Annotated in this window: 15 protein-coding genes; 8 read left to right on the top strand and 7 right to left on the bottom strand. The window is 39.2% G+C overall.

Annotated elements, in window-relative coordinates:
* From gerQ to hemQ, 3 genes are all read right to left on the bottom strand, one after another.
* Positions 1–480: a spore coat protein GerQ gene (gene gerQ / locus MMB68_RS19440; RefSeq protein ID WP_043977525.1), complete on the bottom strand. Its 480-nt coding sequence runs from the start codon at positions 478–480 to the stop codon at positions 1–3.
* Between the two features lie 26 nt (positions 481–506).
* Entirely contained in the window at positions 507–929 is a 423-nt protein-coding gene (locus tag MMB68_RS19435) for a cell wall hydrolase (RefSeq protein WP_153252804.1), read from the bottom strand.
* Between the two features lie 178 nt (positions 930–1,107).
* Positions 1,108–1,851 carry a hydrogen peroxide-dependent heme synthase gene (hemQ, locus tag MMB68_RS19430; RefSeq protein ID WP_013059854.1) on the bottom strand — a complete coding sequence of 248 codons (744 nt, stop codon included), beginning with the start codon at positions 1,849–1,851 and terminating at the stop codon, positions 1,108–1,110.
* A gap of 276 nt (positions 1,852–2,127) precedes the next feature.
* Between hemQ and pta the strand changes: the two genes are divergently transcribed.
* Entirely contained in the window at positions 2,128–3,099 is a 972-nt protein-coding gene (gene pta, locus MMB68_RS19425; protein WP_013059853.1) for a phosphate acetyltransferase, read from the top strand.
* 31 nt (positions 3,100–3,130) lie between these two features.
* On the opposite strand, the gene lipL is transcribed toward pta, so the two are convergent.
* Both lipL and MMB68_RS19415 read right to left on the bottom strand, forming a co-directional pair.
* A complete protein-coding gene (gene lipL, locus MMB68_RS19420) occupies positions 3,131–3,982 on the bottom strand; it encodes an octanoyl-[GcvH]:protein N-octanoyltransferase (RefSeq protein ID WP_013059852.1) in 852 nt (283 codons plus the stop codon).
* A 128-nt stretch (positions 3,983–4,110) separates the two neighbouring features.
* Positions 4,111–4,785 carry an RsfA family transcriptional regulator gene (locus MMB68_RS19415; RefSeq protein ID WP_116739811.1) on the bottom strand — a complete coding sequence of 225 codons (675 nt, stop codon included), beginning with the start codon at positions 4,783–4,785 and terminating at the stop codon, positions 4,111–4,113.
* Between the two features lie 201 nt (positions 4,786–4,986).
* On the opposite strand from MMB68_RS19415, the gene MMB68_RS19410 reads away from it, so the two are divergent.
* The 3 genes from MMB68_RS19410 (at position 4,987) to MMB68_RS19400 (ending at position 7,245) form a co-directional block, all read left to right on the top strand.
* Positions 4,987–5,211, top strand: coding sequence for a YuzB family protein (locus MMB68_RS19410; protein WP_013059850.1), 225 nt, complete (start codon positions 4,987–4,989; stop codon positions 5,209–5,211).
* 193 nt (positions 5,212–5,404) lie between these two features.
* Complete coding sequence (locus tag MMB68_RS19405) at positions 5,405–6,712, top strand: HD domain-containing protein (RefSeq protein WP_013059849.1); 1,308 nt, start codon at positions 5,405–5,407, stop codon at positions 6,710–6,712.
* A gap of 23 nt (positions 6,713–6,735) precedes the next feature.
* Positions 6,736–7,245: a YwgA family protein gene (locus MMB68_RS19400; protein WP_013059848.1), complete on the top strand. Its 510-nt coding sequence runs from the start codon at positions 6,736–6,738 to the stop codon at positions 7,243–7,245.
* A 46-nt stretch (positions 7,246–7,291) separates the two neighbouring features.
* On the opposite strand, the gene MMB68_RS19395 is transcribed toward MMB68_RS19400, so the two are convergent.
* The gene (locus MMB68_RS19395; protein WP_013059847.1) at positions 7,292–7,477 is read right to left on the bottom strand and encodes a 2-hydroxymuconate tautomerase; all 186 of its coding nucleotides are present in this window, start codon (positions 7,475–7,477) and stop codon (positions 7,292–7,294) included.
* Between the two features lie 274 nt (positions 7,478–7,751).
* Between MMB68_RS19395 and MMB68_RS19390 the strand changes: the two genes are divergently transcribed.
* Both MMB68_RS19390 and MMB68_RS19385 read left to right on the top strand, forming a co-directional pair.
* Positions 7,752–8,396: a site-2 protease family protein gene (locus MMB68_RS19390; RefSeq protein WP_016765944.1), complete on the top strand. Its 645-nt coding sequence runs from the start codon at positions 7,752–7,754 to the stop codon at positions 8,394–8,396.
* Between the two features lie 19 nt (positions 8,397–8,415).
* Positions 8,416–8,928 (top strand): YwhD family protein, encoded by a 513-nt coding sequence (locus MMB68_RS19385; RefSeq protein ID WP_221785885.1) that lies wholly within the window; start codon positions 8,416–8,418, stop codon positions 8,926–8,928.
* 36 nt (positions 8,929–8,964) lie between these two features.
* Here the strand turns inward: MMB68_RS19385 and MMB68_RS19380 are convergent, their stop codons facing one another.
* Positions 8,965–11,031, bottom strand: coding sequence for a transglycosylase domain-containing protein (locus MMB68_RS19380; RefSeq protein WP_221785884.1), 2,067 nt, complete (start codon positions 11,029–11,031; stop codon positions 8,965–8,967).
* Positions 11,032–11,297: 266 nt separating this feature from the next.
* Between MMB68_RS19380 and speE the strand changes: the two genes are divergently transcribed.
* Together speE and speB are read left to right on the top strand one after the other, a co-directional pair.
* Positions 11,298–12,125, top strand: coding sequence for a spermidine synthase (speE, locus tag MMB68_RS19375; protein ID WP_013059843.1), 828 nt, complete (start codon positions 11,298–11,300; stop codon positions 12,123–12,125).
* A 75-nt stretch (positions 12,126–12,200) separates the two neighbouring features.
* Positions 12,201–13,079, top strand: coding sequence for an agmatinase (gene speB, locus MMB68_RS19370; protein WP_221785883.1), 879 nt, complete (start codon positions 12,201–12,203; stop codon positions 13,077–13,079).
* Positions 13,080–13,139: the final 60 nt, after the last annotated feature.

Here is a 13,139-nt window from a genome sequence, read left to right as displayed (position 1 = left end):
TTAACGCGGAGAATAATTGCTCAACTGCTGGCCTCCACCGCTAAACGGATAATTATATTTGATTGGACCCTCAAAAGTGATGTAATCGAGATAAACCATAAGCAGTAAATAACGAGTGCCAGTTTGTGGATCACTTAAAATGATATGATCGCGTCCGGCAGCTTCAATTTCCCCTCTAAAGACTTTCGCGTTCCACTGCGTGTTATTTTCAAACGTCATATATACAGTGGCTATTTTCCCTCGATTTAAACGTAAAATATTTTCAATATATGATTCTTCAATGGGCAGTTGATTCGGGTCTTGCGGGGCACCGCTGCCTCCAGAAGAGGTAGGGGGCGGACCTCCTTGGGTTTGCCCTTGAACCTGCTGGCCGCCTGGCTGGGGCTGCTGAGGCTGAGGCATATAATAAGGATAGTTTGGACTCATATACGGATTTTGCATATATTGCTGTTGTGGTTGATTAGACTTTGGTTTTTTCATAGGAACCTCCTTCAAACAAAAAGAAATTAGTAAACTCCTGGACAATCAGCTTGAGTTGGTGCAAAGAAACAGTGAGATTTAAATCGTCCTGTGTTATTTTGGTTATACCATTGAGCAGGACAGTCGCCGCTGGGCCTGAAAAACCACAGTGAGTTTTCTGCGGGGTTAAAACGTTCCCCTCTTAATACACGTCGTGCAAGTGTAATTTCAGACTGGCGGGCACGCTGATAAAAGTAGCCTTTTTGAGTTGCTTCAAATCCGCCTGGGTTTTGAAACACCATCTGACGAATGGTTCTTATATTTCTAAAATCTAAACAGGGAGCTTTAGCGCGGTTCACGCCTACATTTCCTACCAGTAACATCCCTTGTTTTCCTTCACTTTCAGCTTCAGCTCGAATGAGTCTGGCTAGGAGCTTAACATCTTCTTCGTTGTGTGCAACGACTGCCATTATCCCACCTCGCTTACTTGTGACACTGTTGTATATATATGGTCCTGTAAGTGCGAATATGCCATGGCTAGAAAATAAAAAACCTGTTTCCACTTGGAAACAGGTTTTTTTAGATAAAGCTCATTGATATTTATTGTTCTAGGCGTTACAAAAGCGATGAGCGCTTTTGCGGCTTAGTTTAAACGTGTAAAAAGCGTGCAATAGCTTCTTCTTTTAATAAATTTCCGACAAAGAAGCTGCCAAATTCCCCGTATCGAGCACTTACTTCGTCAAAACGCATTTCGTATACTAATTTTTTAAATTGAAGTACGTCATCTGCAAAAAGAGTAACGCCCCACTCGTAATCATCAAAACCCACAGAACCCGTAATGATTTGCTTTACTTTTCCAGCGTATTGACGTCCAATCATTCCATGACTGCGCATTAAGCTGCGTCGCTCTTCCATGGGAAGCATGTACCAATTGTCATTTCCTTGACGACGTTTATCCATTGGATAAAAGCAAACATGACTAGCTTTTGGTAAAGTTGGATATAGTCTAGCTTGGATTTGGGGATTTTCATAAGGATCCTCCCCAGCAGGTAAGTAGTTGCTTAATTCAACTACTGATACGTATGAATAAGTAGGAATGGTAAACTCAGCAAGCTTTGTTTTATTAAATTCTGTTTCAATTTCATTTAGTTCTTCCATAGTAGGACGAACAAGCATTAGCATAAAGTCTGCTTTTTGGCCGACAATGGTATATAAAGCATGACTGCCTTGCTTCTCAGCTTCAGTTCCTTTCCATTTCTCAATCAACCCTAAAAATTCATGGATAGCCGCTTGGCGATCGTCGCTTGATAACTGCTTCCAAGCGCCCCAATCGATTGAACGGAAATCATGAAGTGCATACCAACCGTCTAATGTTTGTGCTGCTTCTGCCATTTCGTTTCACTCCTATTGTCCGATTATGATAAATTCCAATTCTACTATATCATAGTTTGTCCGAAGAACTGGAATGAAAAACCTGTGATTTTGTGACTAAACTTTAAACAATTGTCGCAAAGTAAAAACAGGTTTCATTTTAGGTGTTAGTGGAAAATTAAGAATTAAAAGACTTTTTTGTAATCATGGATTCTTGAAGGACATGCCTTTGATTTTTAAAAAAAGTGGAGTATCCTATTATGAGAAAAGTTTTTTACATATCGAGGAGGATTTACTTTGAGTGATTTATTTACAGGTTTAAAACAAAAAGTATCAGCTAGCGATGTATCAATCGTATTCCCAGAGGGATTAGATGAGCGCGTATTAGGCGCTGTTTCTCGTTTAGCTGCCGACAATATCTTAAAGCCTATCGTTGTTGGAAACAAAGACGCTGTAGCATCAAAAGCAGCAGAACTAAACGTGAAATTAGACGGTGTTGAGGTTTTAGATCCTCAAAGCTACTCTGAATTTGATGAAATGGTAGCAGCGTTTGTTGAGCGTCGTAAAGGTAAGGCAACAGAAGAAGATGCTCGCAAAATTTTATTAGATGAAAACTATTTTGGCACAATGCTTGTTCATATGAACAAAGCTGACGGTCTTGTAAGCGGAGCCGCTCATTCTACAGCAGACACAGTGCGACCTGCTCTACAAATTATCAAAACAAGACAAGGTGTTAAGAAAACATCTGGCGTATTTATTATGGTTCGCGGCGATCAAAAATACGTATTTGCTGACTGTGCAATCAATATTTCACCTGACAGCCAAGATTTAGCTGAAATTGCTATCGAAAGTGCTCGTACAGCTGAAATGTTCGACATCGATCCCCGTGTTGCTATGCTAAGCTTCTCAACAAAAGGATCAGCAAAATCTCCGGAAACAGAAAAGGTAGCAAACGCAGTAGAAATTGCAAAAGAATTAGCACCAAGCGTAACATTAGACGGCGAATTCCAATTCGACGCAGCATTTGTTCCTTCTGTAGCTGAAAAGAAAGCACCAGGTTCAGTGATTAAAGGAGATGCAAATGTATTTGTATTCCCAAGCCTTGAAGCAGGTAACATTGGTTACAAAATTGCACAGCGCCTAGGAAACTTTGAAGCAGTAGGTCCAATCTTACAAGGTCTAAACAAACCGGTAAACGATCTATCTCGCGGTTGTAACGAAGAAGATGTGTACAAGCTTGCTTTAATCACAGCAGCTCAAGCACTATAATAAAAAACTCCGTCCTAGGGCGGAGTTTTTTTTATTCGGCTAATGAACCTAATGCTTTTTCGTTGCGGTCATACATGCGCTGCAGCTGCGTCTCAAACAGCTCTTGTTCGGTAGCATTTAAAGGCATATTTACAAGAGAAGAGCTCATACTATTCAGTGTTTGCAATAAAAGCAGCATGACATCAGATACAGTTAACTCAATCTGTAATAGTTCAGATAGAGAAGCCATTGTGTGAGGCTCGATATCTGGGTATGAAAATTTAGTTTCCGTGTTTTGGAGACCTTTTTTGTAAAACTCTTGAATGAGAGAAGCACGTTTAGAACCGCTTCCTTTAACGCATAAGTAAATTTGTACAGCCACTCCGCCGCGAACGCGTCGCTGTGAAATGCCTGCAAACTTTTGGTTGCGAATGCTTAAATCGAAGCTGCCGGGACAATAAGAGCCTACGATTTCCTTCGCTTCAATTGCTGTCCCGTAAGATGCAAACATGACCTTAATCAAATCAAACATGGCTTCATATCCACGATCAATATCAATTCCTTTTTCTGCATCAGGAAAAATTAAAGAAATGTTTAGAACATCCTGATCAAGTACGACAGCGAGGCCGCCTGAATTGCGGACGATTGTTTTATATCCTTGTTCATGTAAATAAGCTGCCCCTTCAGCTAAATGAGGTAGCTTTGTATCTTGGATGCCTAACACAATCGTATCGTGATGCACCCATGAGCGCATGACAGCTGGAGATTCACCTCTTCCAACGGTTGTACAAAGCGTGTCATCGATGGCAAAAGAATGACGGGCATCAAAATGAGGACCTAGACTGGATTGATCAATAATACGCCAAGCGGGCTGTGCTAAAAGCTTCAAACTATTCTGCTGCATATCTCAAACCCCTTTATAAACAGTAAACGAACATATTATAGCATAAAGGCGTCCCGTCATTGGCTGTAAAATAGAAAAAGAAGAAAGAAGAGCCAAGTTTGACATCCCTCTTTCTTCGTTCGTGTAGCTTATTCAGCCATTTTCTCAAGATTTCCGTTACGATCCATTTTAAATGTAGTAGAAGAACGTTCTTCTTCATCAAATAGAGCTAACTTTCGCGCACGGTTCATGATTTGCATTAATGTTTCATAGTCTTCTTGAATAGTAGTAGCATTTGCCTCGAGATGTTTGATTTGTTTTTCCAACTCTGTGTTTTTCTTAGCTAGCTCTGCATTTTCTTGCATCAAGCGTTTGTTTTCGCTTTGCAATGCCTGTAAATTGCTCGCTTGATTTGGCATTGTTTGCAAAAAGCGAATAACGTCAGCCATTGAAAGCTCCTCGCTGCTGCTTTTTTCTACTTGTGTTTCAGGTAAGCTATATGTTGCTGTAGGTGCAGACATTATTTGTTCCACATGCTCTACAGATGCTGGTGGCGTATATAACAATTTCTTTTTGCCTTGCTCTTGTCCAAGTGCACGCATGCGCTGTTTTCGCTGTTTTTTAGCTAGCTGCAGTGCTTTTTCATACTGATGGCGTACCACAGCATTCCATCTGAATCCACATGCTGCTGAAGTGCGGTTTAATTCATCTCCAACTTCTTCAAACGCATTCAGCTGCGTACTTCCTTCGCGGACATGGCGCAATACTGTTTCAGCTAATAATAAGTCGTTTTCTTCTGTCCAAGCATCTTGTCTATCTTTCACTTTGTTCACTCCTCTATTTTCCATGACTCATAGTAATCATGTTTTGTAGTATCATCATGTACAAAAAATCCATACTTTATACCATTTCTTCTAGGAGTATGATAGATTTTGCTTCCTTCTTTAACTTGCATCGGACTTCAAATAGGGGTAAAATACCCCTTAGACAAAATGATGAACCAATTTTGAAAGGATTGTGTCAACATGGCAAATGAATTTAGAATTTGTGATGATTGTCAGGCAACAAACGTCAAAACGTTGTTACCTCGACTTAAAAAAATAGATGAACAAGCTGAAGTACAAATCGGCTGCCAGTCTTACTGTGGACCCGGACGTAAAAAGTCATTTGCATTTGTAAACAACCGTCCTGTAGCAGCGCCAACAGAGGATGAATTAATCGAGAAGATTGAGAAAAAAGTAAAAAAATAGATAGTGAAACAATAAATAGCTGCTTTTCTGCTACTTATTTGTCGAACGAGCTTCTTACAAACAGAATCGCCTTGTTTGTTAGGTAAATCACCTTGGTTGCTTGACAAGGTGATTTTTTATTCTGAATAGGAAAATAGGAAGTGAGTGTCGAAAAATTATAGCAACAACAAAGTGAAGATAGAGAGGTATGTAAATGACATATCCTAATGAAAAACTCAGTGAAGAAAAAGTATTTAAAGATCCTGTTCACCGCTATATCCATGTAAGAGATCGTGTTATTTGGGAGCTAATTGGGACAGCCGAATTTCAAAGGCTGCGCCGTATTAGACAGCTAGGAACGACATACTTAACGTTTCATGGGGCTGAGCACAGCCGTTTTAGTCATTCCTTAGGTGTTTATGAAATTGTGCGCCGTATTATTGATGACGGTTTTCAAGGACGCCCTGAATGGAATGAAGATGAGCGTCTTCTTTGTCTTTGTGCTGCTTTACTGCACGATTTAGGTCACGGTCCGTTTTCACATTCGTTTGAGAAGGTTTTCCACTTAGACCATGAAGAATTTACACAAGCCATTATCGTAGGTGACACAGAGGTAAATCAAGTGTTAACGAAAGTAGGAAAGGATTTTCCTAAAAAAGTGGCTGAAGTAATCGCGAAAACATATGAAAATAAGCTTGTCGTTAGTTTGATTTCCAGTCAAATTGATGCAGATCGCATGGATTATTTGCAGCGTGATGCGTATTACACAGGAGTAAGCTACGGTCATTTTGATATGGAGCGAATTCTGCGTGTTATGCGCCCTCGGGAAGACCAAGCCGTGATTAAACACAGCGGTATGCATGCGGTTGAGGATTATATTATGAGCCGCTATCAAATGTACTGGCAAGTGTATTTTCATCCTGTTACGAGAAGTGCTGAAGTGATTTTGACAAAAATTTTACATCGTGCAAAAGAGCTCCATCATCATTACTATGAGTTTAAGCAGGAGCCAACTCATTTTTATTCGATTTTTGAAGAAGAAATATCGCTAAAAGAGTATTTGAAATTAGATGAATCTGTTATTTTATTTTATTTTCAAGCGTGGGAAGAAGAAGAGGATGAAATTTTATCTGATCTATGCCGAAGATTTATGAATCGTCAGCTTTTTAAATACATTGAGTTTAATCCGAATTCACAAATGAAGATGTGGATGGAGCTTACAACATTATTTAAAAAAGCGGGCATTAATCCAGATTATTATTTAGTCGTCGATTCTTCAAGCGACTTACCATACGATTTTTATCGACCGGGTGAAGAGGAAGAGCGTTTGCCGATTCATCTGTTGATGCCAAATAATGAAGTGCGTGAATTATCACGTCAGTCGGAGATTGTTGAAGCAATTTCAGGGAAAAAGAGAACCGATCATAAATTATATTTTCCACAAGATCTCATTGATCAATTGTCGTCTAAGCGAAAAGTTAAAGATCAGATTATAAACTTACTAAAAGGAGATCAGAGTTAAATAGTATAGGAGTTGAAGGGGCTGTGTTAAACGATCACGCAAAGATTGTGAAAGTATTTTCCGCGGCGGGAGAAGTTGTTGGCAGAAAAAAGTTACAAAAGATGATATTTATCGGAAAAAAGCTGAAGTTTCCTTTTTATGAAAAGTATAATTTTCACTTTTTTGGACCTTATTCTGAGGAATTAACGCTTCGAATTGAAGAGCTGTGTAACTTAGGCTTTTTAAGTGAAATTAAAGAGAAAAAAGGCGGGTATATGCAGTATCGCTACGTATTAACAGAAGCGGGGGAAGGATTTCTAAGCCACTATGACTTAGAACTTCCTCACTTGCAGGAATGTATGAAGGATATGAACGAACAAAGCTCGAAATTTTTGGAGCTTGTCTCTACGATTTTATATTTCGATAATTTACCGAAAGAAGAAGTAAAAGAAAAAGTGTTTACGCTAAAGCGTAAGCAAAACTATACAGAAGAAGACATTTCAGAAGCATACAAATATATTGAAAAACTTCAGGCAACGCTGTCTGTCCATTAAAAAAATGCCATAGGTTCATTCCTATGGCATCTTTTTTATGTAGGCGTTATTGATCGCTCATGCGTTTGCCCGCTACAGCGTAATGGTTTTTAGACATTTCTTCGATGATAATGGATACTTTTTCAGGTGCTGCACCTGTTGTTTCAACAACAGCATCCGTTACTTTTTCAACAAGAGCTCTTTTTTGATCATCTGTACGGCCCTCAAGCATTTTAACAGTTACAACTGGCATAATGTGTACACTCCTTTTTGATCGTTATATGATTAGTGTACCCGTTTTCTGAATAAAATGACAGTATGAGATAGTGATGGAGGCCATAATCTGTAGTATACTTTTATAATAACATCGATATAAAAAAACAGGTGTGCCTAAAGGAAGCACATCGCTGGTCTTTGAGAACTTTTAGGGCATATTTGAAGAAACCTTGTATCTTTCTTACCGCAAAAAAAGATTCATCTAGTAGATGTGATAGGTAGAAATTATTTTAAAATAAAGGAGATAAAGAGTGGAACATTTTTTAGCTTTTTCATTGCAAGACCTTCCTTACGTGGTAATGACGCTTATTGTTGCATTCACGCTGCATGAGTTTGCACATGCGTATGTAGCTTATTTATTTGGAGACCACACGGCTAAAAAGCAAGGAAGGCTAACGCTTTCTCCGCTGGCTCATTTAGATCCATTTGGAACGCTTTTGTTAATCATCGCAGGTTTTGGGTGGGCGAAGCCGGTTCCTGTTAATCGCTATTTCTTTAAAAAGCCACGTTTAGCTGGTATTCTAGTATCGATAGCGGGACCGTTTAGCAACTTGGTGTTGGCATTTATCGGCTTGCTTATTTATTATTTGATGAATAACGCCGCAGTGGACAATGATGCGCTTTATCGTTTTGTTACATTATTTATTCAAATAAACCTAACGCTAGGTGTATTTAACTTGTTGCCTTTTCCGCCTTTAGACGGCTACCGCGTGATTGAAGATCTCGTTCCGCCATCCACGCGAGCCAAAATGACGCAGTATGAGTCTTGGGGCATTTTTGTATTTTTGATTCTTGTGATTACACCTCTGGATCGAATTGTGATCTGGCCGCTTCTAAACGGAGCAGCAACATTTGTTATGAATATCTTTCAGCAGATATTAGCACCACTGATTTAATGAATAGAGGAGGCTTACTATGACTCAGTCAAAAAAGAAAAGTATAGGATTTAATATCATAAAAGACGATTCAACCGACGGCCACGGTGGTTACGGGGTTGGAGCGTTAAGTTTAGAAAACATTTCACCCGTTTTTGTTTGTCCGAGCGATGAAGAAGTATTTGTGGATATCGGTGCGATGCATGCAAGAAGTGTAGTGGAAAAAGGAATTAAGTTCTTACCCAATAAAGACGAGGTGCCAAACGGCAAGTTATATTGGCTTGTGTGGGTAACAATTGATCGCAAGCAAGAAGGACCTTACTACGCAGGTATGACAGCATGTGAAATGACTGTTGATCGTGAAATTCGCCGCGGCTATAAGTCACTTCCTGAACACGTGAACAAAATGGATAAATCCTTAAAACGACGCATTATGGTAGAAGAAATGGATAACAAGTCTAAGGATTTGCTTCGTGAGTTTTTGAAGTCTCATAATGAAGAAATTTGGACGTTATCTAATGATGACTTAAAAGAAGCGCTTCAAACATCGTAATGCTAAAAAAGCTTAAGGCCTTGGCCTTAAGCTTTTTTAATCAAACCATTTGGGGAACCAGTGAAACTTTTTATCTTCTGTTTCATGCTCTTTTTTCTTCGTTCTTGCTGCATGATCAATGTGATCAGTACAATATGTTTTTGGCTGTGTTCCAGTTAAATAATAAGCTTTATATTGAACAGGGCATGATTTGGATGCTAACTTTCCATTTTGAGGATTAATGTTTACGCTCATTAATCCGTTTGGTGCTTTAAACTTTTCTTTTTTCTTCCCTTTTAAAGCATCTTCCATAAATAATGCCCACATTTTTTTGGCGTATCCTTTTTCAGCTACATCATCCATTGTCCTTCCTTGATCATATCCAACCCAAACGCCTGAAACGAGCTGAGGAGAGTAGCCAATCATCCAGCTGTCCGTAGAGGTCGTGCCGGATTTTCCTGCGTAAGGACGAGATACATATTTAGAAATAGGCTTTCCTGTGACGGTTGTATAGCCATTTAGCTTTTGATTAAACATGCCTGTCATTAAATGGGTAGTAAGAAAAGCATAGCGCTTATCAATGACTTGTTTCTGTTCGGAAGGAGCTTGATAAACAACTTCTCCGTCATGGGTTTCAATTCGTTTAATAAATGTTGGACGAATTTCTTTTCCGCCATTAGCAAAGATGCCGTACGCATTAACCATATCAATGACTTTGACAGGCGAAGTTCCAAGAGCTAAAGATGGAACTTTCTTTAAAGGTGATGATATTCCAAGTGTTTTAGCGGTTTCAATCAAGCGGTTTTCCCCAATAAACAAATGCGTTTTTACGGCATAAATATTGTCTGAAAGTGCGATGGCTTGAGCCATTGTAATAGGAGCATCTGCATAATAGTTGTGATAGTTACTAGGCGTGTATGTCGAAACGCCATCTTCCAATTTGAACGTCGTTTCTTCACTTTTCATTGGAGTAGATTCAGTAAAACCATCTTTTAACGCCGCATAGTATAAAAATGGCTTCATCGTTGAGCCAGGCTGTCTTATTGCTTGAGTCGCGCGATTAAACGGGCTCTTTTCATAATCTCTTCCACCAATAAGAGCTTTCACTTGTCCATTTTTAGGATTCATCGCAACAAATGCACTTTGTACGTCTGAAGAGCTGCTGATAACATCCTTCATTTTTTCTTCTGCCGTTCGCTGCATCTTTTCATCCAGCGTTGTATAAACGCGAAGTCCATTTGTATAAATCATGGTTTCATCAATGCCTAAATCTTGCTTTAATTCTGCTAGCGCTGCATCCATAAAGTAAGAAGCATCTTCTTTGTTAGGATCTTTTTCAGCAGGCTTTGCGAATGCTAGAGGTGTTACAAGCGCTTTTGTTGCTTGCTTAGCTGTAATAATTCCATCCTCTTTCATGAGAGATAAAATGATATTTTGTCGTTTTTTTGCATTTTCTTGATGAATAAGAGGAGAGTAGTAGCTAGGGCCTTTTGGAATACCTGCTAACATACTCGCTTCACTTAACGTCAAATTCTTGGCGTGCTTATCAAAGTACAGCCTAGCTGCCGCTTCAATTCCATAAGCTCCATGGCCGTAGTAAATCGTGTTCATGTAGCCTTCTAGAATTTGGTCTTTGCTATAATTCATTTCTAACCGAATCGTATACAGAGCTTCTTGAAGCTTTCGAGTCCACGTTTTGTCGTGCTCTAAAAACAAGTTTCGTGCATACTGCTGAGTAATAGTACTCGCACCTTGTACTTTTCCCATAGCTTTTATATCAGCTACAATTGCTCCGGCGATTCGATGCATATCAAAGCCATGATGCTCATAGAAGCGCTTATCTTCAACGGCTAAAGTCGCATCTTTTACGTAAGGTGAAATTTGATTAAGTGAAACCCAGTAGCGCTTTTGTCCATTGTGAACTTCATCAAGAACTTTACCGTTTGCTGAGTAGAAAACAGCTGTTTGAGAAACGTTTAGCGGAGGGGGGCCAGCGATTTTGGCGTAGAGAAAGATGCTTATGTAGGCAAACAACAATAAAGCCCCCGCTAATATACCAAGGACGAGAAGAATTCGGAAGATGCGTCTTGCCTTTTTTAAATGTTCGGTTAATACCGTTTCCATTTCTATTCACCACCAATATGTGTCACTATGCACCATACATGTTGTTTTCAACACAACAAAATTCTATTAAAAGAGCGGTGCAAGTAGATTCTAAAGCTTGTATCTATCATCAGTATGAAATAGAAAAGGAGGTTTTAAACCTCCATTGCTAAAAATTTCACTTGCTTTTTTGCTGAATTCATCTATACTTTTTTCATGTTTGTATAAATTATGTTAGGGTAATCTATGCATAGGTTAATTCTCAAAATAGAAGGGAAGAGTTTGAAATGGAATTATGGTTCACAGAAAAGCAAACAAAGAACTTTGGTATTACAGCTAAAATTAATCGCACTTTACATACAGAGCAAACGGAGTTTCAAAAATTAGACATGGTTGAAACAGAAGAGTTTGGTAACATGCTCCTACTTGACGGTATGGTTATGACAACAGAAAAAGATGAGTTCGTTTATCATGAAATGGTTGCACATGTACCGTTATTTACGCATCCAAATCCAGAAAACGTACTAGTTGTAGGTGGAGGAGACGGAGGGGTAATCCGTGAAATCTTAAAACACCCAAGCGTAAAAAAAGCGACGTTAGTTGATATCGATGGAAAAGTTATTGAGTACTCAAAAAAATTCTTACCTTCAATTGCGGGTAAACTAGAAGATCCTCGTGTTGATGTACAAGTAGATGACGGATTTATGCACATCGCTAAAAGCGAGAACGAATACGATGTCATTTTAGTGGATTCAACAGAGCCAGTAGGTCCAGCTGTGAATTTATTTACAAAAGGATTCTATGCAGGTATCTCAAAAGCACTTAAAGAAGATGGTATCTTTGTTGCTCAATCGGACAACCCTTGGTTCACGCCAGAACTTATCTCAAATGTTCAGCGTGATGTAAGAGAAATCTTCCCGATTACACGTCTATACGTAGCAAATATTCCAACGTACCCAAGCGGTTTATGGACATTTACAATGGGTTCAAAGAAACATGATCCATTAGAAGTAAGTGAAGATCGTTTCTTCGATATTGATACAAAATATTACACAAAAGAATTGCACAAAGCCGCATTTGCTTTACCTAAATTTGTGCAAGATCTTATTAAATAAGTTATCACATACAAGTGAGATGCCAGAGGTTTAAGGCTGGCATCTTTTCTATGAATAATGAAGGAGGAACAAAATATGCGTTTTGATGAAGCTTATTCAGGTAATGTATTTATCGGCAGTCACCCTGTTTTTGAAGAAAGTGAAGCGGTTCTTTACGGAATGCCAATGGACTGGACAGTTAGCTATCGTCCAGGTTCACGATTTGGCCCAACTCGTATTCGTGAAGTATCAATTGGATTAGAAGAATACAGCCCGTATTTAGATCGCGAGCTAGAGGAAGTAAAATATTTTGATGCAGGAGATATTCCACTTCCATTTGGAAATCCGCAGCGCAGCTTAAATATGATTGAAGAGTATATCGACCAGCTTTTAGCAGCAGACAAGTTCCCGTTAGGTATGGGCGGAGAGCATTTGGTTTCTTGGCCTGTTATGAAAGCTATGTATAAAAAATATCCTGATTTAGCCATTATCCATATGGATGCTCACACAGACCTTCGTGAAGAGTATGAAGGAGAACCACTTTCTCATTCCACTCCGATTCGTAAAGTAGCAGAACTAATCGGACCGGAGAATGTTTATTCATTTGGTATTCGTTCAGGAATGAAAGAAGAATTTCAATGGGCAAAAGAAAACGGCATGCATATTTCAAAGTTTGAAGTTCTAGAGCCGTTAAAAAAGATTCTACCAACACTTGCAGGTCGTCCTGTTTATGTAACAATTGATATCGATGTATTAGATCCAGCGCACGCTCCTGGTACAGGAACAGTAGATGCAGGCGGTATCACATCAAAAGAGCTTTTAGCTTCTATTCACGCAATTGCTAAATCAGATCTTCGCATTGTCGGAGGAGATTTAGTCGAAGTAGCTCCAATTTATGATCCGTCTGAACAAACAGCTAATACAGCAAGCAAGCTTATTCGCGAAATGATCTTAGGCTGGGTTCAAAAGAAATAAATAAAGTAAAAAGGCGGCCGCCTACGGCCGCCTTTTTTGTTTGAAATATGTGAGTATGTC

The organism is Priestia sp. Y58, from assembly GCF_029522095.1.
GTDB lineage: Bacteria > Bacillota > Bacilli > Bacillales > Bacillaceae_H > Priestia > Priestia megaterium_E.
The sequence above is the reverse complement of the archived record's forward strand: the minus strand, read 5'-3'. Positions and strand labels throughout refer to the sequence as shown.

Bases quoted from the DNA above. Each gene is read 5' to 3' on its own strand.
- gerQ (WP_043977525.1), bottom strand. From the start codon at position 480: ATGAAAAAACCAAAGTCTAATCAACCACAACAGCAATATATGCAAAAT.
- MMB68_RS19435 (WP_153252804.1), bottom strand. From the start codon at position 929: ATGGCAGTCGTTGCACACAACGAAGAAGATGTTAAGCTCCTAGCCAGA.
- hemQ (WP_013059854.1), bottom strand. From the start codon at position 1,851: ATGGCAGAAGCAGCACAAACATTAGACGGTTGGTATGCACTTCATGAT.
- lipL (WP_013059852.1), bottom strand. From the start codon at position 3,982: ATGCAGCAGAATAGTTTGAAGCTTTTAGCACAGCCCGCTTGGCGTATT.
- MMB68_RS19410 (WP_013059850.1), top strand. From the start codon at position 4,987: ATGGCAAATGAATTTAGAATTTGTGATGATTGTCAGGCAACAAACGTC.
- MMB68_RS19405 (WP_013059849.1), top strand. From the start codon at position 5,405: ATGACATATCCTAATGAAAAACTCAGTGAAGAAAAAGTATTTAAAGAT.
- MMB68_RS19395 (WP_013059847.1), bottom strand. From the start codon at position 7,477: ATGCCAGTTGTAACTGTTAAAATGCTTGAGGGCCGTACAGATGATCAA.
- MMB68_RS19385 (WP_221785885.1), top strand. From the start codon at position 8,416: ATGACTCAGTCAAAAAAGAAAAGTATAGGATTTAATATCATAAAAGAC.
- MMB68_RS19380 (WP_221785884.1), bottom strand. From the start codon at position 11,031: ATGGAAACGGTATTAACCGAACATTTAAAAAAGGCAAGACGCATCTTC.
- speE (WP_013059843.1), top strand. From the start codon at position 11,298: ATGGAATTATGGTTCACAGAAAAGCAAACAAAGAACTTTGGTATTACA.
- speB (WP_221785883.1), top strand. From the start codon at position 12,201: ATGCGTTTTGATGAAGCTTATTCAGGTAATGTATTTATCGGCAGTCAC.